General features: G+C 71.6%; 21 protein-coding genes. 15 read left to right on the top strand and 6 right to left on the bottom strand.

Annotation, left to right across the window (positions count from 1 at the left end):
* The 8 genes from P1P75_RS25390 to P1P75_RS25355 form a co-directional block, all read left to right on the top strand.
* The coding region (locus P1P75_RS25390) for an alpha/beta fold hydrolase (RefSeq protein WP_319259193.1) at positions 1–3,811 on the top strand (3,811 nt) is incomplete at its 5' end.
* Entirely contained in the window at positions 3,811–4,800 is a 990-nt protein-coding gene (locus tag P1P75_RS25385; protein ID WP_319259191.1) for an LnmK family bifunctional acyltransferase/decarboxylase, read from the top strand. The genes P1P75_RS25390 and P1P75_RS25385, both read left to right, overlap by 1 nt.
* On the top strand, positions 4,784–5,047 hold the full coding sequence (locus P1P75_RS25380; RefSeq protein WP_319259188.1) for a phosphopantetheine-binding protein: 264 nt from the start codon (positions 4,784–4,786) through the stop codon (positions 5,045–5,047). The genes P1P75_RS25385 and P1P75_RS25380 overlap by 17 nt, the downstream gene beginning before the upstream one ends.
* Positions 5,044–6,285, top strand: a complete 1,242-nt coding sequence (locus P1P75_RS25375; RefSeq protein WP_319259185.1) for a hydroxymethylglutaryl-CoA synthase — start codon at positions 5,044–5,046, stop codon at positions 6,283–6,285. Before P1P75_RS25380 ends, P1P75_RS25375 begins: the two co-directional genes overlap by 4 nt.
* 12 nt (positions 6,286–6,297) lie before the next feature.
* Positions 6,298–6,540 carry a phosphopantetheine-binding protein gene (locus tag P1P75_RS25370; protein ID WP_319259182.1) on the top strand — a complete coding sequence of 81 codons (243 nt, stop codon included), beginning with the start codon at positions 6,298–6,300 and terminating at the stop codon, positions 6,538–6,540.
* A complete protein-coding gene (locus tag P1P75_RS25365) occupies positions 6,537–7,808 on the top strand; it encodes a beta-ketoacyl synthase N-terminal-like domain-containing protein (RefSeq protein WP_319259178.1) in 1,272 nt (423 codons plus the stop codon). The genes P1P75_RS25370 and P1P75_RS25365 overlap by 4 nt, the downstream gene beginning before the upstream one ends.
* 1 nt (position 7,809) lies before the next feature.
* Entirely contained in the window at positions 7,810–8,571 is a 762-nt protein-coding gene (locus P1P75_RS25360) for an alpha/beta fold hydrolase (RefSeq protein WP_319259175.1), read from the top strand.
* Positions 8,568–9,287 (top strand): PIG-L deacetylase family protein, encoded by a 720-nt coding sequence (locus P1P75_RS25355; protein WP_319259172.1) that lies wholly within the window; start codon positions 8,568–8,570, stop codon positions 9,285–9,287. Before P1P75_RS25360 ends, P1P75_RS25355 begins: the two co-directional genes overlap by 4 nt.
* 50 nt (positions 9,288–9,337) lie before the next feature.
* Here P1P75_RS25355 and P1P75_RS25350 read toward each other — a convergent pair whose 3' ends face one another.
* On the bottom strand, positions 9,338–9,736 hold the full coding sequence (locus P1P75_RS25350; protein ID WP_319259169.1) for a DUF3224 domain-containing protein: 399 nt from the start codon (positions 9,734–9,736) through the stop codon (positions 9,338–9,340).
* 157 nt (positions 9,737–9,893) lie between these two features.
* Here P1P75_RS25350 and P1P75_RS25345 point away from each other — a divergent pair, with 157 nt between their 5' ends.
* From P1P75_RS25345 to P1P75_RS25320, 6 genes are all read left to right on the top strand, one after another.
* Positions 9,894–11,360 (top strand): class I adenylate-forming enzyme family protein, encoded by a 1,467-nt coding sequence (locus P1P75_RS25345; protein WP_319259165.1) that lies wholly within the window; start codon positions 9,894–9,896, stop codon positions 11,358–11,360.
* Positions 11,361–11,812: 452 nt separating this feature from the next.
* Complete coding sequence (locus P1P75_RS25340; RefSeq protein ID WP_319259162.1) at positions 11,813–12,418, top strand: TetR/AcrR family transcriptional regulator; 606 nt, start codon at positions 11,813–11,815, stop codon at positions 12,416–12,418.
* Between the two features lie 190 nt (positions 12,419–12,608).
* Complete coding sequence (locus P1P75_RS25335) at positions 12,609–13,796, top strand: NAD(P)/FAD-dependent oxidoreductase (protein ID WP_319259159.1); 1,188 nt, start codon at positions 12,609–12,611, stop codon at positions 13,794–13,796.
* A 358-nt stretch (positions 13,797–14,154) separates the two neighbouring features.
* Positions 14,155–14,520 (top strand): VOC family protein, encoded by a 366-nt coding sequence (locus tag P1P75_RS25330; RefSeq protein WP_319259156.1) that lies wholly within the window; start codon positions 14,155–14,157, stop codon positions 14,518–14,520.
* Positions 14,521–14,709: 189 nt separating this feature from the next.
* On the top strand, positions 14,710–16,188 hold the full coding sequence (locus P1P75_RS25325) for a class I adenylate-forming enzyme family protein (RefSeq protein ID WP_319259153.1): 1,479 nt from the start codon (positions 14,710–14,712) through the stop codon (positions 16,186–16,188).
* Between the two features lie 35 nt (positions 16,189–16,223).
* Entirely contained in the window at positions 16,224–17,468 is a 1,245-nt protein-coding gene (locus P1P75_RS25320) for a cytochrome P450 (protein WP_319259148.1), read from the top strand.
* Between the two features lie 11 nt (positions 17,469–17,479).
* Here P1P75_RS25320 and P1P75_RS25315 read toward each other — a convergent pair whose 3' ends face one another.
* From P1P75_RS25315 to P1P75_RS25305, 3 genes are all read right to left on the bottom strand, one after another.
* Entirely contained in the window at positions 17,480–18,019 is a 540-nt protein-coding gene (locus P1P75_RS25315; RefSeq protein WP_319259145.1) for a DUF1697 domain-containing protein, read from the bottom strand.
* 139 nt (positions 18,020–18,158) lie between these two features.
* Positions 18,159–18,545 carry a MazG-like family protein gene (locus P1P75_RS25310; RefSeq protein ID WP_319259143.1) on the bottom strand — a complete coding sequence of 129 codons (387 nt, stop codon included), beginning with the start codon at positions 18,543–18,545 and terminating at the stop codon, positions 18,159–18,161.
* Positions 18,546–18,596: 51 nt separating this feature from the next.
* Positions 18,597–19,142, bottom strand: a complete 546-nt coding sequence (locus P1P75_RS25305) for a DoxX family protein (protein WP_319259140.1) — start codon at positions 19,140–19,142, stop codon at positions 18,597–18,599.
* A 156-nt stretch (positions 19,143–19,298) separates the two neighbouring features.
* Between P1P75_RS25305 and P1P75_RS25300 the strand changes: the two genes are divergently transcribed.
* The gene (locus P1P75_RS25300) at positions 19,299–19,625 is read left to right on the top strand and encodes a nuclear transport factor 2 family protein (protein ID WP_319259137.1); all 327 of its coding nucleotides are present in this window, start codon (positions 19,299–19,301) and stop codon (positions 19,623–19,625) included.
* A gap of 276 nt (positions 19,626–19,901) precedes the next feature.
* Here P1P75_RS25300 and P1P75_RS25295 read toward each other — a convergent pair whose 3' ends face one another.
* Together P1P75_RS25295 and P1P75_RS25290 are read right to left on the bottom strand one after the other, a co-directional pair.
* A complete protein-coding gene (locus P1P75_RS25295; RefSeq protein ID WP_319259134.1) occupies positions 19,902–20,687 on the bottom strand; it encodes an SDR family oxidoreductase in 786 nt (261 codons plus the stop codon).
* A gap of 33 nt (positions 20,688–20,720) precedes the next feature.
* Positions 20,721–21,701: a small ribosomal subunit Rsm22 family protein gene (locus P1P75_RS25290; RefSeq protein WP_319259131.1), complete on the bottom strand. Its 981-nt coding sequence runs from the start codon at positions 21,699–21,701 to the stop codon at positions 20,721–20,723.
* Positions 21,702–21,784 lie beyond the last annotated feature (83 nt).

The raw sequence follows: 21,784 nt of genomic DNA, 5'->3' as shown, positions 1-21,784 counted from the left end.
CACTCCCACCCCCGTCGGCGCACCGCCCGTCGGGTCCGCGCCCGACCCGCAGGAACTGCTGGGCGACCTGATCTCGATGATCTCCGGCCGCCCCCTCACCCCGGGTGTCGCGTTCGCCGACGACGGCCTGACGTCCTTCGACATGCTGCGCACCGTGAGCGCGCTGGAGAAGAGGTTCGGTGCCCAGCGCAAGACCCTGATGTTCGACCACCCGACGGTGCCCGCCCTGGCCGAGCACCTGGTTGCCGAGTACGGCCCGGCCACGACCGTCGGCCTGCGCGAGGTGCTGTCCTCCACGGCGGCCGGTCCGGAGCAGCCCGCCACCCCGACGCGGGTCGCGGCGCGGTCGCAGCAGCCGGCCGGCGGCTGGACGGTGCTGCGCAAGCGACAGTTGCCGCAGCGTCCGGAGCTGGCCGCGGTGGTCGCGGAGGTGGACGCGCGGTGGGCGAAGGAAGGTGGCCTCGCGGGGCGTGACATCGCGCCCCTGATGTTCCTGGGCGCCGAGCGGGAGGGGTACTTCAACTTCTCGCGGAAGGGCGGGGTGCTGTTCGCGTGGAGCTATGTCGGCTCGCGCGAGTACTTCCCGAAGCTGATCGAGCAGTACGTCGCCTACGCGGACCGGCACGGTCTGCAGCCCAACTTCCTCTCGGTGGAACACATCGGGTCGGTGGCCGGTCAGCCGTTCACTGCCACGCCGTTCGGCGCGGTGCAGCGGCTGGACGATCTGAGCACCTTCACCATGGAGGGCAGCCGGATGCGCCGGCTGCGCTACATGGTGAACCGGTTCGTCGCGGCGGGGGAGTGCGCCACCGAGGAGTACCGGGTGGGCAGCGATCCCGCGGTCGACCAGGAGATCGTGGCGATGATGAGCCGCTGGGGCGAGACCAAGCAGATGGTCAACCCGTACGTGGCGGTGGTCAGCGAGGAGATCGGCCGGGGCCAGCTCGCCGAGCGCCACCGGATGTTCCTGACCCGGGTGGACGGTGAGCTGGCCAGCGCGATCATCGTGACGAAGATCCCGTCGGAGTCCGGCTGGCTGCTCGACCTGGAGTTCTACCCGAAGGAGGCGCCGCTCGGGGGTCTTGAGTTCGCGATCGTCCGGATCATCGAGAAACTGGCGGCCGAGGGCGTCGAGATCTTCAGCTTCGGCGCGAGCTTCGGCGTCAAGGCGGGGGAGTCCCCCAACTCCTCGCCCGAGGTGGAGAACGGCCTGGCCGAGCTGCGGACGGTCGGCATCTTCGACGAGGGCAACTTCCAGTTCAAGAACAAGTTCCGCCCGGCCAACTCGACGATCTACCTGTGCCAGCCGGACGACGAGCGGCGCAGCGCGGTCGCCGACGTGATCCTGATGATCGCCAGCCCGGACCTGGAGACCACCGCGCCGGAGGCCCTCGACGACGTCCGAACCCATTCCGACTCCGAGGCCGACTCCGAGGCCGACTCCGAGGCCGGTACAACGGCCGACGCCAAGCCCGACTCCAAGCCCTCCAAGCCCTCCAAGCCCGCGCCCCCGGCCATGGCCGAGACTCCGGACCCGGTCCGGCCTGCTTCGCCCGAGCCGGCCGCGGCTGCCGCTCCGGACCGTCCGGCACCCGCTCGGGAGCGTTCGGCACCCGCTCGGGCCGCCGTACCGCAGCCGACCGACAGCGTCTCCGCGTACGGCCACAACCCGATCACCCTGCCCACCTCCGCGGTGCGGTTCGACCTGATCACCGACTCGTGGGCCGAGCTGGCCACCCCGGCGGTGGCCGAGCGTACGGCCCGGCTGGCCAAGGCGGCGGCGGGCGTGGAACTCGGGGCGGAGGGCCTGCCCCCAGTGCCATGGCTGGACTTCGAGTGCGTGCTGCCGACCCCGTCGGGGCGGACCGCGGAGGCGCTGCTGTGCCGTTCCTGGCCGGGCATCCGACAGGCGGCCGTGCACAACGGGCTGTTCCCGACCTTCCTGATGAGCCTGGCCGACAACGGCTTCGAGCCGGTCGCACTGCCCGACTGCCGGCCCGTCACCAGGACCGGCCCGTTCCGGGATGTCGACGTGGCGGCCCTGGAGCGGATCCTCGCGGAACGGCCGGGCGGGGTGTCGATGATCTGCCTGGAACTCAGTGACAACGCCCAGGGCGGCTACCCGATCTCGCTGGCGAACCTGCGCGAGGTGCGCCGGATCGCGGTGGCGGCCGGGGTCCCGCTGGTGCTGGACGCCACCCGGGCGCTGGAGAACGCGGCGTTCGTGGCGGAGCACGAGGAGAGCGCGCAGAGGCGGGGCATCTGGAAGGTGACGGCGGAACTGCTGGCCACCGCGGACGCGGTGACGATGGGCCTGTCGAAGGACTTCGGCATCGACTTCGGCGGTCTGGTCGCCACCTCCCGGCCGGGCCTGGTCGAGCGGTTGCGGGAGCAGATCTCGACCCGCGGCCACCAGGTCAACCTGGCGGGCCGGCGGCAGATCGCGGCGGCCCTCGCGGACTCCGGCGGTGTGGCCGAGCAGGTGGGCCGGCGCCGGGCCGCGGTGAAGATGCTGTGGGGCCTGCTGTCACGGGCGGGCCTGCCGGTGATCGGCCCGGCGGCCGGGCACTGCGTGCTGCTGGACACCGGCGCGATGAAGCAGTTCGCGGACTTCGAGCACCCGGTGCCGTCGTGCCTGGACTGGATCTTCGAGCACACCGGTGTCCGGGGCGGCCCGCACCTGGACACCGGTGCGGACGCGGCGCCGCTGATCCGGCTCGCGGTCCCGGTCGGCACCGAGACCTCGGACATCCGGGAGATCGGCAAGCGGCTGGCCGGGCTGTACCGTTCCGGCCCGGCGCCGGTCGAGCTGATCCCGGTCGACCCGGCCGCGGCCCCCGCGCAGGCGGTGTTCCACCCCGCGAGGGTGGTGCCGGAGGACATCAAGGCGGCCCTGCGCGAGGGCGTGCGCGCGAAGGACGACAACCTGGGCGTGCTGACCGACTTCGGCGCGCCGGTGGAGCACCGGATCGTCAGTGTCCCGCAGGGCGGCGAGGTGGAGGCCTTCATGGCGGGCACCGGGCCGACGCTGCTGTTCATCCACCCGTTCAACATCGGGGCCGGGGTGTTCCGCCACCAGTTCGCCGGCCTCAGCGACCGCTACCGGGTGGTGGTGCTGCACGCCCCGGGCGTCGGCCGTACCAACGCCTCCGCCGACCTCACCCTGCACGGCCTCGCCCAGGTGCACCGGGCGGCCCTGCGCGAACTCGGTGCGACCGGGCCGGTGCACCTCGCGGGTGCCTCGTTCGGCGGCCTGACCGCTCAGACGTACGCACTGGAGCATCCGGACGAGGTGGCGTCGCTGACCCTGATCTGCAGCTCGTACAAGTGCGCCAACCGGGTCGGCGAGGTCAACCGCCTGGACGTGGTGCTGCAGGAGGACTTCGACAAGATCGCCGCCAGTGGCGCGCAGGCTCCCGACGAGCAGCGGCGGCTGCAACTGGAGGGAGTGCTGCTGCGTTCCGAGAGCATGGACCCGCAGACCGGTCTGCGCTACCTGGACGTGTTCGCCACCGAACCGGACCTGCTGTCCCGGCTGCCCCTGATCGCGGTGCCGACGCTGGTGGTCCAGGGCCGCTACGACTCGGTGATCCCGCAGAAGACCGCACACCTGCTGCACGGCGCGATCGCCGACTCCCGCTACGCGGAGATCGACGGGGCCGGCCACTTCCCGGCCCTCACCCAGCCGGAGGTGTTCAACTCCGTTCTCACCGCCTTCCTCTCCGAGCACGACACCAAGCACGACACCGAGCCCGACGCCAAGCACGCCACCGAGCACGACACACCGACCACCGTGAAGGGGGCGCAGTGATGCGAGAAACCCGGGATTCGCTGCTGCGGCCGGAGGTGTGGCGCGCCCCCGACGGCTCGGTCGGCCGGCTGGTCACCGTCAAACCCGGGATGTGCGGGCACAACTCGCTGTTCGTGGGCCAGGTGGGCGACTGGACCTGGGAGACCGTCAGCGAGGTCTGCGACACCGACGCGTTCAACGCGTTCAACGACCGGGGCCGGCCCACCTACCTCTCCTTCTACTACTTCAGGGTCCGCTCCGGCGGGCAGCTCCACCCGGGCGCGCTGACCTTCGGCGACCGGATCGAGACCACCTCGCGGGTGTTCGGCTACGGCAGCGAGTCGGTGCTGACTCTGCACCGGATCCGCCGACTGCCGCCCGGCTCCGAGGTGAAGCCCGAACAGGGCCTGGATCCCGACGAGTTCTTCGCGGCCCGGCAGCCCGACTGCCTGTACGTGCAGAACTTCAACCGTTGGGTCACCCGTAGCCACGCCGACAGCAACGAGGGACTGATCACCTCCGCGCCGGCCGACTTCCGGCACGCCCACCTGCCGCAACTGCCCGCCGTCCACTCGCCGCGTGCCGCGTACGGGACGGCCCGGGTCCGGCAGACCTTCCACGACCCGCAGGACCCGCAGTGGGAGGAGCTGGTGGCCGCGGACGAGGTCGAGTACCCGATCGACATCACCCGAGACATCAACGGCGTCGGACTCCTGTACTTCGCCTCGTACTTCTCCATCATCGACGGCGCCCTGCTCAAAATGTGGCGGAACCAGGGACGCGCCGACCGTAGATTCCTCGATCGAACGGTGCTGGATCATCAGCTCTGCTACCTCGGCAACGCCGACGCCGACTCGGTGCTGCGGATCCGGCTGCGTTCCTGGCGGCGCCGCGACGACCCGGCCGAGGAACGCTGGAACGCGGTGGTCGAGGACGCCACGAGCGGCCGCTGCCTGGCGGTCTGCACCCTGCACGTACGACTGGAGGGCTCGAATGCCGCAGCGCAGTGACACCGACCGCGCCGCAGTGGCCCGCCTGGTGCACGAGACCGTCGCCGCCATCCTGCCCCAGGTGCCCGCCGAGCAGATCACCGGCGACAAGCACCTCAAGGACCTCGGCGCGGACTCGGTGGACCGGGTGGAGATCATCATGGCGCTGATCGACGCGCTCGGGGTGCGCGAGCCGATGGCCGGCTTCAGCACCGTGCCCGACATCGACTCCCTGATCGACTTCCTGGTGGAGGTGAAGCGGCGATGACCGTCCGGATCGGCATCGAGGCGCTGAACGTCCACGCCGGCTTCGCCCAACTGTCCACCACCGCGCTGTTCGAGGGCCGCGGACTGGACCAGGAGCGGATCGGCCACCTGATGATGCGGGCCCGCTCGATCGCCCTGCCCTGCGAGGACCCGATCACCAACGCCGTCAACGCGGCCGCTCCGATCGTGAACCGGCTCGCCCCGCAGGACAAGGAGCGGATCGAACTGATCCTCACCTCCAGCGAGTCCGGCGTCGACTACAGCAAGTCGATCGCCTCGTACGTCCACGAGTTCCTGGGCCTGAGCCGCAAGTGCCGGGTGATGGAGGTCAAACAGGCCTGCTACGCCGCCACCGGCGCCCTGCAGATCGCCGCCGGCTATCTGGCCTCCGGCGTCTCCCCGGGCGCCAAGGCGCTGGTGATCGCCACCGACGTGTCCATGGTGGACGCACGGGCCGGCTACGCGGAACCCGCCACCGGCACCGGCGCCTCCGCCATGCTGCTCGGCGACGATCCCCGGGTCCTCGCCCTCGACCTCGGCGCGTTCGGCGCGTACGCCTACGAGACCATGGACTCGGCGCGGCCGATGCCGGACTACGACATCGCCGACGTCGACGGCTCGCTGTTCGCCTACCTGGACTGCCTGTCCAACAGCTTCGCCGACTACCGTGGCAAGGTCGCCGATGTCGACCTGCGGACCACCTTCGACCAACTCGCCCTGCACACCCCGTTCGCCGGGCTGGTCAGGGCCGCACACCGCAAACTCATGCGGGAACAGGCACGGGCCACCCCGGACGCCATCGAGGCGGACTTCGCCGCCCGGGTGTCGCCTTCGCTGGTCTACCCCAGCCAGGTCGGCAACCTCTGTTCCGGTTCCGTCTACCTGGCCCTGGCCAGCCTCATCGACAACGCCCCGTACCAAGGCACCGCCCGGGTCGGCCTGTTCTCGTACGGCTCGGGCTGCGCCTCCGAGTTCTTCAGCGGACTCATCGACGAGGGCTCCCGCGCCGCGCTCGCCGAGCTGGACATCGCGGGCCGGCTGAACGCCCGGGTCGAACTGGGTTTCGCCGAGTACACCGAGCTGCTCGCCGAGAACAGCCGATGCCTGGTCCCGGCCGAGAACCGCAAGATCGAGATCGAGCGCTACCGGCGCTTCCTCGACGCCGGCCGCGGCGGCCGGGAGCCGGTGCTGGCGTACCGCGGCACCGAGGGCTACCACCGCACCTACGAGTGGGTCTAGGAGAACAGCGAGATGGACGACAGCGACATCTTCGAGACGGTCCGGCGGAATCTGGGCGTCGTGGTGTACGACCTGGACACCTCCACCGTCACCCTCGACAACAGCCTCTCCGAACTGGGCTGCAACAGCGTCGACCGGGCCGAGGTGGTGACCCTCACCATGGAGGACATGGGCATCAGCGTGCCCGTGATGGAGTTCCAGCAGACCCGCAACATCCGCTCGCTGGTCGCTCTGCTCGCCCGGCACTCCAAGTGACCACCGGCGGCGGGGTCGTGGTCACCGGCCTCGGCGTGCACTGCGCGGCCGGCGCGGGCCTGGCGGCCTTCACCGACGCGCTGCGGGCCGGCCGCAGCGCCCTGCTGCCCGCCGCCGACCGGGACGCCGACTCACCCGGCGCGCCGCTGCCGCCCTTCGACTACCCGGCCCTGCTCACGGAGCGGCGGGCCCACGGCGGGTGGGTGCCCCAGAAGGCGGCCCGGACGGCGGCCAGGTCGCCGCTCGGCGTGCAGGTCTCCGTGCTGACCGCCGCGGAGGCCTGGGCGCATGCCGGACTCACCGAGGAGGCCCTGCCACCCGAGCGCCTCGGCCTGGTGGTGGCCGGCAACAACCTCACCGGCGCGGGCGCGCACCGGGCTGCCGACCGCTACCGGGACCGTCCCGCCGCCGTCCCCGGCCGGTACGCACTGCACATGCAGGACACCGACCAGGTCGGCGTGGTCAGCGAGGTCCTCGGCATCCAGGGCGAGGGCTGCACCGTGGGCGGCGCGTCCGCCAGCGGCAACATCGCGCTGATCACCGCCGCCCGGCTGCTCGACGCGGGAGCGGTGGACGCCTGCCTGGTGCTCGGCGCACCCACCGAACTCGCCCCGGTGGAACGCCAGGCCTACCGCGCGCTGGGCGCGATGACGCCTGCCGCCACCGGCGCCGCCACCGACCACGAACCGCCCTGCCGCCCGTTCGACCGGGCGCACCGAGGCTTCACCGACGGTGTCGGCGGAGCCGCCGTGGTGCTGGAGACCGCCGCGGGTGCCCGCCGCCGGGGCGCGCGGGTGCTGGCCCGGCTGGCCGGGCACGCGCTGCGGCTGAGCGGTACCAGCCTCGCCGACCCGAGCGAGCAGGTGGAGGCCGCGGTGATGCGGACCGCCCTGGAGCGGGCCCAGGTCACCCCCGGGCAGCTCGGCTACGTCAACACGCATGGCACCGGCTCGCCGCTCGGTGACCGCACCGAAGCCGCCGCCCTGTTGCGCGTACTCGGCCCGGACGCCCCCGCGCTGGTGAACGCCACCAAGGCCCTCACCGGGCACTGCCTGGGCGCGGCCGGGGTGGTCGAGGCGGTCGCCACGCTCGCTCAGCTGGCCGGCGGCTTCGCGCACCCCAACCCGTGGCTCACCGACCCGGTGGAGCCCCGGCTGCGGTTCGCCGGCACCGCCGCCGTACCGCTGGCCGCCGAATTCGCGCTGTCCAACAGTTTCGGCTTCGGCGGCTTCCATTCCGCCGTGGTCTTCGCCAACGAGGGGCTATGACATGAGCAGGACCGAGGCGGAGCTCCGGCTGTTCTGCCTGCCGCACGCCGGCGGCGGCGGCGCGTTCTTCCACCCCTGGCGCGCCGCGCTCGCCCCCGGCATCGAGGTCCGCCCGGTGGTGCTCCCCGGCCGGGAGAGCCGGATCCGCGAGCTGCCGTACGTGACGATGGAACAGGCGATCGGCCCGCTGGCCGAGCTCATCGGCCCCCAACTCGACCGGCCCTACGCCCTGTTCGGGCACAGTCTGGGCGCCGCCGTCTGTTACGAGCTGGCCCGGCGGTTCGTGGCGCTCGGCCTGCCCGCCCCGGTACGGCTGTTCGTCTCGGCCCGCCGCGCCCCGCACCTGCCCGCACGCCGCGCGTCCTACGCGCGGCTCGACGACGCGGCCTTCCTCGCCGAGGTGGCCCGGCTCAACGGCACCCCGTCCGACGTGCTGGCACAGCCCGAACTGGTGCGGCTGTTCCTGCCGACGCTGCGTGCCGACTTCGAGTTGAACGACACCTACACGCCGCTGCCCGCGCCCCGCCTGGCCTGCCCGATCTCGGCGTTCGTCGGGCGGGACGACCCGGAGGCCGACACGGACGAGCTGGCGGCCTGGGCGCAGGTCACCGCGGGCACCTTCCGGTTCCGCGAGTTCGACGGCGACCACTTCTACCTCAAGGATCACGCGGCCGGCCTGCTGGACGAGATCCGGGCGGACCTCGACCTCCGGCCGTCCGCACCGACGAACCGTCAGCTGCCCACCCAAGGAGTGTCACGATGACCGCCCAGGATCTGCACAGCCTGCCCGACGACTGGAACCGTGCCCTCGCGGTGGTCGCCCACCCGGACGACATCGAGTTCGGGACCTCGAGCGCCGTCGCCGCCTGGACGGCCGCCGGGAAGAGCGTGTCCTATCTGCTGGTGACGAGGGGCCAGGCCGGTATCGACGGCCTCTCCCCGGCCGAGTCGGCGGAGGTCCGCGAGGCCGAACAGCGGGCCAGCGCCAAGATCGTCGGCGTCTCCGAGGTCGAGTTCATGGACCACCGCGACGGCGAGATCGAGTACGGGCTCGGCCTGCGCCGGGACATCGCCGCCGCGATCCGCCGTCACCGGCCCGATTTCGTGCTGGGCTTCAACGGCCGGGAGACCACCTCGACCGGCAAGTGGAACACCCCTGATCACCGGCACACCGCGCACGCCCTCCTGGACGCCGTCGGTGACGCCGGCAACCGGTGGATCTTCGAGGACCTCGGCCTGGAGCCCTGGTCGGGCGTCACGTACGTGGCGATGGCCAACTCCCCGCAGCCCACCCACGCCGTCGACGTCACCGACCATCTGGAGGCGGGCATCGCCTCCCTGGAGGCACACCGCGCCTACCTGGGCGGCCTCAATCCGCCGGTCACCAGCGTCGCCGAGCCGATGAAGGCCTTCGCCGAACTGGTCGGCCGGCGGTTCGGCGGCCGGCCCGCGGTGGCCCTGGAGATCATCGCGCGCTGAACGCACGACGTCCCCGGACCGGCCGCTGCCGGTGCGGGGACGTCGTCGTCTCACGGCAGCTGGTACTCCAGGCGGAAGTACGCCTTCCCCTCCTCGTCGTGGCCGAAGGCGCAGGTGCCGCTGAGACCGGTCAGGCCGCCGGTGCCGGAGTTCGGGACCACGAAGCCGATGGTCTGCGGCTGCTCGGCGCCCATCGACGCCCCGTGCTGGACCACGAAGGTGCCGGAGAGTCCCGCCAGCGTGGCGACGATGTGCTCGGTGGAGACGTATCCGGCCGATTTCTCGTCCGGACGGCAGCACAGCAGGACCGCTTCGCCGGTGCCTTCCACATCACCGTGGAAGACACGCTTCACATCGGCGCGGATAAGCGGCGGACCGTCCGCGGGCTCGAAATAGTTGGATTCTTCCCAGGAGGATGTCTCCCACGCGGAATTAGCAATCCGAGTCATGATCAGCTCTCTCCGGTCGGTCCGAAAAAATGCGTACTGTTCACCAACCTCTCGACGGTATACCGCAAGGCGCCACGGCAGTCGCGCAATTCTGAGCAGATAAGGCGATAGCGGCTTCGTAGCGTGGGATTTCCAGCCCTGCGGTCGAGGAGTCGACATGGAACGAGCGAGCACCGTGGTCCGAGTCACCGATCTGCTGCGCCAGCGGGCCGAACGGTATCCGGACCGTATTGCACTCAACATCGACGGAACCGACGCACTGAACTACGGCGACTGGCAGCGCCGGGTCGACCGCACCGCCCACGGCCTGCTCGCCGCCGGCGTCACCAAGGGCCGCCGGATCGGCCTGCTGTACGGCGGCATGGACTGGACCGGCTACGCGGTCGCCTACCTCGCCGTGCTCAGCGTCGGCGCCACCGCCGTCCACCTCAGCGACCGGCTCGGCGAACGCGAGATCGAACGCCGGCTCGCCGAGTGCGAGGTCGCCGGGGTGATCCACAGCAGCCCGCTGCGCCCGCCCGCGAGCTTCACCGGCTGGACCGCCGAGGTCACCGAACTGGACAGCGGTGACGAGACGCCGGTCGACGTGCCGCTCGCCCCCGAGGACATCGCCGACGTGCTCTACACCTCCGGCACCACCGGGCCGGCCAAGGCATTCACCAACCCGCACGGCAACCTCACCTTCGGGCGCGGCCCCGAGGGCCTGCTGCAGTTCGAGAACCCGACCCCGCTGCTCGCCCCGATGCCGCTGGGCACCACCTCCAGCGCCACCACGGTGGCCATCATCGCGGTCACCTCGCCGTCGGCGCTGGTGCTGGTCGCCGTGGACGACGTGGAGCGGATGGCCGAACTGATCAGCCGTCACCGGATCGGCTCGGTGATGATCACCCCGTGGATCGCGATGCGGATGCTGGCCGCCCGGCTCGGCGAACGGTACGACCTCAGCTGCGTCGAGCGGGTGGCGATCGCCTCCGCCCCGCTGGCCCCCGCGCTCAGCCGCGGACTGCTGAAACTGTTCCCGGCCTCGGAGCTGAACACCGCCTACTCGCAGTCCGAGGCGGTCCCCGCGGTTGTCGTCAACACCTTCGACCCGGCCCGCCCCAGCACCCTCGGCCGGGCCGCCCGCGGCAGCGACGTCCGGATCGCCGACGCCCTGGGCGCCGAACTCCCGCTCGGTGAGGTCGGCGAGATCCAGTTGCGCTCCGCCGCGCCCGGCCGCCACTACCTGGACGCCCGGCGTGACGCCGAGGTGCGGATCGACGGCTGGATCCGCACCGGCGACCTCGGCCACCTCGACGAGGAGGGCTGGCTGCACCTGTTCGACCGCGGCAACGACGTGCTCGACGGCGGCGCAGGGGTGCGGGTCTCCTCGGTGGCCGTCGAGGCGGCGCTGTACGAGCACCCGGCGGTCCGCGAGGCCGCGGTGGTCGCCGCGGGCTCGGGCCCGGCCGCGGTGGTGGTGCTGGAGGACCCGGCGGCCGTCGGTGAACTGCCCGCCTTCCTCGCCGGACTGCTCGAGCCGCACCAGCTGCCCGTCCTGGTCGAGGCCCGGGAGTCGCTGCCGCGCGGCATCACCGGCAAGGTGCTCAAGCGGATCCTGCGCCAGGAACTCGCCGACCGGTAGCAGGCAGGACACCCCGGGTCCCGCTCCGGTTGCGCTCATCGCGGCGCAGGGACGTCCCTGACCGCGTCCGCGGGGCCGGACCCGTCGAGGTCCGCCCCGGGCGCGGCCGGTATCGCGGGGATGCGGACCGGTACACCCGCGTCGCGGGTGGGCGTCGACCACCCAGGACAGCTTCGGGGTGGAAATCCCGGCGGCGCTATGGACCCGCGGCAGGGCGACGTTCACGATGGTCGCGTCGAGCGCCACCATGAGCCGCGCGACGGCGATCACGGCAGGAGCCGTGCCGCTGCGGCGGCCACATCGTGGCGCCGGGGCCGTCAGGGGGGAAGCGTCCAGCTCGGGCATCGTACTTTCGATCTTCGATAAGGCACTACACAGTTTCCTATGCTGGACCCTACCGTGCAACAAATTGGGAACGCAAGAGTTCACTTGTCGCTCGGATGGGGGATGCCATGACAGCTGACGCCCGGTCATTCACGGTCGCCGGTACACCGATCCGGCGCCGGGGAAAGGCCCTTGAGCAGGCCATCTTCGACGCCGTGATCGAACAGCTGGCCCACGTCGGCTACGCCGGCCTGACCATGGACTCGGTCGCCGCCACCGCGCACACCGGCAAGGCCGCGATCTACCGGCGCTGGTCCAACAAGGCCGCGCTGGTGGTCGACGCCCTCGACAACAGGCTGCCGTCACCCGACGACCTCCCGGAGGGGGCCGGCGTCCGCGAGGACCTGATCGAGCACATGCGCGAGAAGGCCACGGTGCTCAACTCCCCGGTCGGCCGCGCCGTACAGAGCCTGCTCGCCGAGATGGACCGGGACCGGCCGTTCATGGGCATCGTCAACGAACGGGTGGTCGCCCCCCGCCAGGACGTGTTCCGGCGGATCCTGGAACGGGCCGCCGAACGCGGCGAGGTCCGCAAGGGCTCGATCAGCCCGCTGATCACCGGCATCGGCCCGGCCATGCTGGTCCAGCGCTTCCTGAGCGACCCCTCGCCGGTCCCCGACGAACTGGTGGTCTCCGTGGTCGACGACCTGATCCTGCCGCTGATCCGCCCGTAGCCGCCCCGGTGCCGTTCTGCCACTGCTTCGCCACGGTGAGGGGACATCCCGCGGCGACCTCGCACGGCCGGTCGCCGCGGGGCACGCTCAAAAGTGGGCGGCCCCGAACTCCCGGGCTGCGTACGGTCGGGCCCGCAGTGGGCGCAGCGCGGACAGCGCCGGCCCGGACCGCTGCGGGAGGTGGCTCGTCGTGGAGTGGGACGTGATCGTGGTGGGCGCGCGATGCGCGGGCGGGCCGACGGCCATGCTCTTCGCCCGGCAGGGCTACCGGGTCCTGCTGCTGGACCGGGCGGCGTTTCGCACCGACACCCTCTCCACGCTGTACATCCAGCAGCCCGGCGTGTCCCGCCTGGAGCGCTGGGGCCTGCTGGACGCCGTCAAGGCCACCGGCTGCCCACCGCTCGACCGGACCGTCTACGAGATCGACGACGTCCGTCTGGCCGGCTGCGCCGGCCCGAACGGCACGGTGCACGCCTCGTACGCCCCCCGCCGCCACCGGCTGGACGAGATCCTGGTCGAGGGCGCGGTGGCCGCCGGCGTCGAGTTCCGCGACCGCTGCGGCGTCAGCGAGCTGCTGGTCGAGGACGGCCGGGTGGTCGGCGTGCGCTGCACCACACCCGGCGGTCGGCCCACCGTCGAACGCGCCCGGCTGGTGGTCGGCGCGGACGGCATGCGCTCCACCGTCGCCGAGCTGGCCGGCGCCCGCACCACGGTCGAACACCCGCGGCTGACCTGCGCCTACTACACCTTCTGGGACGGCCCCAAGACCGACTTCGAGCTGTACGAGGGCGAACGCGGCTGGGTCTCCGCCGTCCCCACCAACGACGCGGTGCTGATCTCCGCGTACTTCCCGCAGGACCGCTTCGAGGAGGTCCGCACCGACGCCTTCGCCGCCTACCGGGAGGGCGTCAAGGTCAACGCCCCGGCTCTGTTCGCGCAGATGGAGCGGGCCGAGCAGACCGAACGGCTGCGCGGCACCGGCGACCAGCGCAACTACTTCCGGGAGACGTCGGGCCCCGGCTGGGCGCTGGTCGGCGACGCCGCCCACCACAAGGACTCGATCACCGCACGCGGCATCGGCGACGCCTTCCTCCAGGCCGAGCTGCTGGTCGACGCGGTCGCCGGGGGCCTGCACGACGAGCCCCGGCTGACCGCCGCCCTGGAGGCCTACGGAACCGAAGTGGTCCAGCAGTTGACGCCCCCGTACCAGGGCACTCTGCTGGTCGCCCAGGCAGACGCCCGAGACAAGCGCCTGGCGCTGCTGCGGGCGGTCAGCACCAGCGAGGACCTCACCCAGCGGTACTTCGACACGGTGGCCGGGGTCCGCCCGGTCTCCGAGCTCTACACCCCCGAACTGCTGGCCCTGCTGCAGGGCTAGCGCGGTGACCGGCAAAGGGCGGAACTTGTCGCCCCCGGCCGGTTCGTTCGGCCTCGGACCACTTGCTGTTCACCTTGCCCGAGTGAGAAGCCGGGAGAGCACACGTGGTTTTCGGCGCGCCAAGTCACGAACGCCTCGGCGGAGTCGAATGAGGGGAACTCCAAGTCCTGTGTCACCACACCGAGTAGCCTTCGACTCAGGAATGCGTGCCTCGCACATTGCCTTTTTGTGTGCGGACACGGTAGTTCTGAAATACAGTCACTCTCGGCTTGCCGGTCCTCGACCCGAGCCGACGGATGTCGTGCGCTGATTTTCGGCCACCTCTGAATCCATGTACCTGCACCTAAGGAGTTTCGGCGTGCCCGTGCTTACCAAGTACTACGGCGTCACCCTCGACTGTTCCAACCCCACCGAGCTGGCCGAGTTCTACTCGGAGCTCAGCGGCCTGAAGGTCTCGTACAAGTCGGACGACTTCGCGGGCCTGGACGGCAACGGCGGCCCGGCCATGGGATTCCAGAAGGTCGCCGACTACCAGGCTCCGCAGTGGCCCGGCCAGAGCGTCCCGCAGCAGTTCCACCTCGACTTCTCCGCCGAGGACCTGGACGCCGCCGAGAAGTGGGTGCTGGAGCTCGGCGCCGCCAAGGCGGAGACCCAGCCCGGCGGCGAGCGCTGGCGGGTCTTCCTGGACCCGGCCGGCCACCCGTTCTGCATCAGCCAGGGCTGACCCGCCAGGGCTGACCCGCCCCGGCCCACGGGCCCGCCGCAGCCGCGGCGGGCCCGTTTCGGCTGCCCCGGAACCACCGCACTCCCGGATCCACCGTTTCCCTCAACTGCTCAATCCTGTACGTCGGTCGGCCGGGCCCGCTGGGTAGCGTCGGCCCGCCGACAATCCCAGGGCCTTGGGGGTATGCACATGTCCGTCGCCACACCCGCGCTGGTTGTTCCCGACCTGCTCCGGCTGCGCGCCGAGATCCATCCCGACCAGATCGTCGTGAACATCAACGGGGAACGGACACTCAGCTACGGCGAGTGGTACAAGAGGGCCAACGCGGTCGCGCGTGGCCTGCTCAACCGGGGTACCAGCCGCGGAGAGCGGATCGCCCTGCTGTTCGGCGGCCTCGACTGGATCGACTACGCGATCGCCTACCTCGGCATCGTCAACGCCGGTGCCACCGCCGTGCACATGCACAGGGACATCTCCGCCGCCGAGTTCAACCGCAGGATCGCCCAGTGCCAGGTCACCGGCCTGGTCCGCGGCCAGGACGTCGTGGTGCCCGAGGGCTTCGAGGGCTGGGCCGCCACCGTCGACGAGGTCGACAGCGGCGACTCCACCCCCGTCAAGGTCGAGCTGAAGCCCGACGACCTCGCCGACATCCTCTACACCTCCGGCACCACCGGAGCGGCCAAGGCGATCGCCACCCCGCACGGCAACCTGACCTTCGGACGCGGTCCCGAGGGCTTCAAGCAGCTCGGCAAGCCGAAGCCGCTGCTCGCCCCGATCCCGCTCGGCACCACCTCCAGCGCCACCACGATGGCCATCGCGCTGACCAACCCGGCGACCCTGGTGCTCTGCCCGGTCAACGACGTCGACCGCATGGGCGAACTCATCGAGCAGTACCAGATCGTCTCGGTGATGTTCACCCCGTGGATCGGCATCCAGATGGTCGCCGGGAAGATCCACGAGACCCACGACCTGTCGTGCGTCGAGACGCTGGCCACCGCTTCCGCGCCGCTTCCGCCGGCCACCGCCTCCGCGCTCAAGCGGATGATGCCCAACGCCCAGGTCACCTCGGTGTACGCGGCCCGCGAGGCGGTGCCCGCGGTGATCGCCGCCACCTTCGACGTGTCCCGGCCGTTCTGCGTCGGCCGCCCCGGCGAGGGCTCCGAACTGCTCGTCGCCGACGCCGACGGCAACCCCGTCGCCACCGGTGAGATCGGCGAGATCTGGCTGCGCTGCGGCGCACCCAAGCGCCTCTTCCTGGAGGGCACCGAGCGCGAGGAGCAGCTCACCGACGACTGGACCCGCACCCGCGACCTCGGCTACCTGGACGCCGAGGGCGAACTCCACCTGTTCGACCGGGCGGCCGACGCCGTCACCGTCGACGGCAAGCTGGTCTCCACCATCCACACCGAGGCAGCGCTGTACGAGTGCCCAGGCGTCGAACAGGCCGCCGTGCTGGGCGTGCCGGTGGCCGGCACCGACCAGGCGGAACTGGCCGCCGTCCTGGTGCTCGCCGACGACGGCGACCTGCCCGCCGTCCGGGCGGCGCTCGCCGAGCGGCTCGAGCCGCACCAGATCCCGACCCGCTTCCAGCTCGTCGACGCCCTGCCCCGCGGCGTGATGGGGAAGGTGCTCAAGCACCAGCTGCGCGCACAGCTCACCAGCGGCTGACCATCGGTCACCCTGCGACAGTGAAGGGAGAACTCATGCCCGCCAGGCCCCCAGCGGAGCCCGTCGTGGCTCGCGCCGACGCCGAAGCCGAACAGCTCTTCTATACGATCATGATGCAGCCGGTGGAGGACCCTTACCCCCTCTACCACCAGCTCCGCGACGCAGCGCCCGCGCTGCTCACCAGCGACGGCACCCTGGTGCTCAGCCGACATGTGGACTGCAACGCGGCACTGCGCAACCGCTCGTTCGGCAAGGGCGACGAGTGGCTGAAGCTCCAGCTCAAGGACGTCGCCAAGGACGACCTGCGCGGCGTCATGGAGCTGATGCAGCACAGCATGATCCTCACCAATCCGCCGCAGCACACCCGGCTACGACGGATCGTCAGCTCCGCCTTCACCGGCCGGCACGTCGAGGCGCTGCGCGAGGGCGTCACCCGGCGCGTGGACGGCCTTCTCGACCGGCTGGCGGCACGGCCAGGCGCCGACCTGATGACCGAACTGGCGATGCCGCTGCCGGTCAGCACCATCGGCGACCTGCTCGGCATCCCGGAGGCCGACCGGGCCGAACTGGTCCCGGTCATCCACGAGTTGGGCCTGCTGATGGAACCGGCCGCCGGCCCCGCGGAGATCAACCGCGGCGTCGCCGCCCAGACGCATCTCGCCTCCTACCTCGGCGGCCTCATCGCCGAGAAGCGGCAGCGCCCGCAGGACGACCTGCTCAGCCGGCTCGCGACCACCTCGGCCGACGCGCTGGACGAGACCGAAGTGATCGCCACCGCGCTGCTGCTGTTCGGCGCGGGCAACACGCCCACCGCCAACCTGATCGGCAACGGACTGGACGCGCTGTTCCGTTTCCCCGAGTCGCGGCGGCGCCTCACCGAGGACCCCGCACTGCTGCCCTCGGCGGTCGAGGAGATGCTGCGCTTCGACTCGCCGTCCCAGTTCGACGTGTTCACCGTGCTGGAGCCGCACAGCTTCGCGGGCACCGAACTCAAGCCCGGCCAGGGCGTGATGATGATGCTCGGCGCCGCCAATCACGACCCGGAGCGTTTCGACGACCCGGACGCCTTCGACGTCGCCCGCAAGGAGAACGGTCACCTCTCCTTCGCGGCCGGCATCCACCACTGCCTGGGCGCGCACCTGGCCCGCCTGCAAGCCGAGGTGGTGTTCGGCCGGCTGCTGGCCCGCTTCCCGAAACTGGAGCCCGCCGCTCCGGCGGTGCGCCACCCGGGCCTCGGCAACCGGGGCTTCGACAGAGTCCCGATCAACCTGCTGGGCTGACCCCGCGCCCGTCAGGACGCCATCGCACGCAGGGCGTTGACGGACTTCCAGTTGCGGGTGGTGGCGGCGATGCCCAGCCGGCGCTCGATGAACGTGTTGTTCAGCTTGGTCCGCCCGTAGCCGCCCGGCACATGCAGGTGGATCTCGTCGCCGACCAGGGTGAACTCGGCAGTCTCCCCGGCGGGCGTCTGCAGGCCGGCCGCCTGCTCGGCGGTCGGCCTCTCGGCGAGGAAGGTGACGTGCAGCTTGGTCGGGTCGTCCTCGCGGTCCAGATACGGATTGGCGGCGACCGTCCGGGCCAGCGACTCGCCGGTGCGCAGCAGCACGCTCGCCGGTACGCCCAGCCCGTCGGAGAGGCGTTTCTCGATCCGCTCCCGCAGTTCGCCCGGTGCGGCACCCGCGGGGTCGGCGAACACCACGTTCCCGCTCTGCAGATACGTCTGGACCTCGTCGAACCCCATCTCGCCGAACAGCTCGCGGAGATCCTTCATCGCGATCTTGGCGTGGCCCCCGACGTTGATGCCGCGCAGCAGTGCGACGTACTTCATCATGCCGCCCACCGTCCCACACGCCCCACACCACCGACAAGGAAGGACCGGCACGAGGAGGCGGCGTCAGGACGGCGGCGGCGGGATGGCGGCGGTGGGATGGCCCTCGCGCAGACGACCGCGGGACGAGGCCGGGTGCGTGTCAGTGGGCGGGGCCGGCCGAGCCCGTTCCCACTGACCGCCCTGCCACCCGCGCCAGGTGCGCCGCGAACACCTCCCGTGCCTGCGGTGTCAGCGTCCGGAGTGCCACGAGCGCCGTGATGACCACGTCGCACAACTCCGACTGGACGTCCTCCCAGGAGTGTGAGGTGCCCTTGCGGGGGTTCTGGCCCGTCGCGCCGATCACCGCCTGGGCGACCTCGCCGACCTCCTCGGACAGTTTCAGCATCCGCAGCAGCAGGCCCTCCCGGCCGCCGACCGGCTGACCGGCGTCGAGCCAGGCGCACAGGGCGTCCACGGTTTCCCAGAGTCCGGTCCCGGCGGAGAGGGAGAGGGAGTCGTGCGGGGCGTCGGGTCGGCTGTCGTTCATGGGCGCAGCCTGCCCAGCCTCCTCACTCCTCGAACGGCGGCTGCCTCCCCCTTACTCCTCGAACAGTGCCTCCTGCTCCCCCTCCTCGCGCCGCCGCAGCCGCTTCGTGCGCAGGCCGACGACGACCGCCGTGGCCGCCGCCGTCACGCCCAGGGCGGCCGGGACCATCCAGTTCCGGTTGACCGTGTGGCCGACGGCGTGGTCCAGGGAGAGGCGCCCGGGACCGGTGACGGCGAGGCCGGCGGCGGTGAGGCCGAGGGAGGCGGCGTACTCGTAGCCGCCGCTCTGCGCGAAGAAGCCGTTGGGTACGTGGACGGCGGAGGCGCCCGCCATCGCGCCCGCCGCCGCGGCCCCGGCCGCCGGGGTGGCCAGGCCCAGTGCGAGGAGTGCGCCACCGCCGGTCTCCGCCAGGCCCGCCGCCGTGGCGCTCGCCCTGCCCGGCGCGTAGCCGACGGACTCCATGAACTGACCTGTGCCTTCCAGGCCGTGGCCGCCGAACCAGCCGAACAGCTTCTGCGCGCCGTGCGCCATCAGCACCCCGCCGGTTCCCAGCCGGAGCAGCAGCAGGCCCAGATCGCGTCGGTCGTAACAGGTCACGGTGACTCCAGGGAGGATGAGCGGACGTACAGCAGCGAGCGGACAACGGGACAGCCCTCTCCGCGTGTCCACCGTCGCACCCCTCACACCTGACCGCTCCGCCCCGAAAGCCGTTCGGGTGGCGGGGCGGTCAGGTGTGGTGTGAGGCTGACACGTATGACGATCCATGCCGGAAAACTCACCGACCCGGCCGTCCGGGCCTTCGTCTCCGCGGTCAACGCCCATGACCGGGAGGCCTTTCTGAAGCAGCTCACCCCGGACGCGACCATGGCCGACGACGGCTCCGACCGCGATCTCACCGAATGGATCGACCGGGAGATCTTCTCCTCCCACGGTCATCTGGAGGTCGACAGCGAGTCGGACGGCGGCCGGGCCCTCCTCGCCCGCTACAGCAACGACACCTGGGGCGAGATGCGCACCAGGTGGAGCTTCGTCGTCGAGGACGACGGCCGCATCTCCCGCTTCGAGACCGGACAGGCGTAGCCGGCAGGAGTCGCGAGGAGGCCGGGCGGGCACGGTCCCCGTACTCCCATGGTGGACGGCAGCCGTTCCGCGGTCCGGTGCGCACCTCGCGGGGCGCTCACGCGAGGTCCACCCCCATCCGGTACGGCGGAACGGCTGCCGGCCTCCCCCCTCGGTGTGGTCGGCGGAAGCTCTCCCCTCCAACTGTGAAGCAATTGTGGAGGAGGCGTCGAGCATAAGTCCCCGACCGGCCCTTATGGTGCGGAATGTTCAACTCCGTTTGTGCAGGTTGACCGTTCAGCCACGTCCCACGTACGGCATCGCCGTCGCCAGCACCGTCGCGAACTGCACGTTCGCCTCCAGCGGCAGCTCCGCCATGTGCCGCACGGTGCGCGCCACGTCGGCCACGTCCATCACCGGCTCCGGCGCGATCTCGCCGTTGGCCTGCAAGGCGCCCGTCCGCATGCGCGACGTCATGTCGGTCGCCGCGTTGCCGATGTCGATCTGCCCGACCGCAATGCCGTACGCCCGCCCGTCCAGCGACAGGGACCTGGTCAGGCCGGTCAGCGCGTGCTTGGTCGCGGTGTAGGCGACGGAGTGCGGGCGGGGCGCGTGCGCGGAGACCGACCCGTTGTTGATGATCCGCCCGCCCCGCGGCTCCTGCTCCTTCATCTGCCGGTACGCCGCCTGCGCGCACAGGAACGCCCCGTTGAGGTTGGTGTCCACCACGTGCCGCCAGGCGTCGTAGGGGAGTTCCTCCACCGGAACCCCACCGGGACCGAACGTGCCCGCGTTGTTGAACAGCAGGTCGAGGCGGCCGAACCGCTCGCGCACGGCGGCGAACAGGGCCGCCACCTCCTCAGGGCGTGAGACGTCCGTCCGTACGGCGAGACTCGCGGCGTCCGGCACCAGCGCTGCCGTCTCCTCCAGGGTTGCGGTGCGGCGGCCGGCCAGGGCCACCGACCAGCCCGCGCGCAGCAGCTCCACGGCGACCGCGCGGCCGATGCCGGAACCGGCACCGGTCACCACCGCGATCCTGGACTCCGACTCCGACTCCGACTCCGACTCTGCGGCAGTTCGCATGGCGTTCATGGCGCCGCAGCGTACGGGAGCGGGTCAGGAGGCGGGCGGCGGCGGCCAGGCGTCGCCCCAGTCGGCGTCCCGGGCCGCCTTGTACAGGTCGCCGTGCCGCTTGGACACCGTCGTCCGCGTCAGCCGCTCCTCCGCCTCGCACAGGTCGAGGAGCACCTGGCCCTTACGGATCTGCGGGCGTCGCACGACGCGGGACGGGGCCGGGTCGACGGGGAAGCGGGCGGCGGCCACGTAGCCGAACTTCTCGTCCTCGTACGGCAGCGAGCCGCCCTTGACCTGGCGGTGCAGGGAGGAACGGCTCACCCGTGCCGAGAAGTGACACCAGTCCTCACCCGGCACTATCGGGCAGGCCGCGCTGTGCGGGCAGGGAGCGGCGACACGGAAGCCGGCCGCGATCAGCCGGTCCCGGGCCTCGATGATCCTGCCGTAGCCGTCCGGGGTGCCCGGCTCGACGATCACCACGGCCTGCGCGGCGGCGGCTGCCGCGTCCACGAGGGCGGCTCGGTCGGCGGCGGGCAGTTCGTTGAGCACGTACGAGACGGTGACCAGGTCGGCCGGCTCCAGGGTGAGCGCGGAGCCGATCCGGGCGCGCTGCCAGCGGGCGTGTGCCAGGGCCGGGTTCGACGCGGCCAGCTCCCGGCCGACGGCCAGGGCGGGCTCCGACCAGTCCAGCACCGTCACCGGGCGGCGGCCCGGCCAGGTCGCGCCGACCGCCCAGGTCGCCGCGCCCGTGCCCCCGCCGACGTCGACGTGGCTGCCGGGCGTCCAGTCCGGGACGGCGTCCGCGAACGCCTCCAGCGCCGAGCGGACCGCCTCGAAGGTGGCCGGCATGCGGTACGCGGCATACGCGGCGACGTCCGCGCGGTCACGGAGGATCGGGGCGTCGGTCGGGGTCGCCCCGCGATAGTTCGCGATGAGCCGCTCCACGGCCAGACCGGCCTGCCGGGCCGGAAGCCCGTCGAGCAACTCATGGAGGGCATCCGCCGGGGATACGGGGTCGTTCACCCGCGAATTCTAAACGCGCCCCACCGCACCGGGCCCCGCACCGGCCACCTTCGAGGCGTCCGCGAACGCCTCCAGCGCCGAGC

Origin of the sequence: Streptomyces sp. ID05-39B, from assembly GCF_033794725.1 — a bacterium.
GTDB lineage: Bacteria > Actinomycetota > Actinomycetes > Streptomycetales > Streptomycetaceae > Streptomyces > Streptomyces bobili.
This window is presented reverse-complemented; position numbering and strand designations above follow the sequence as displayed.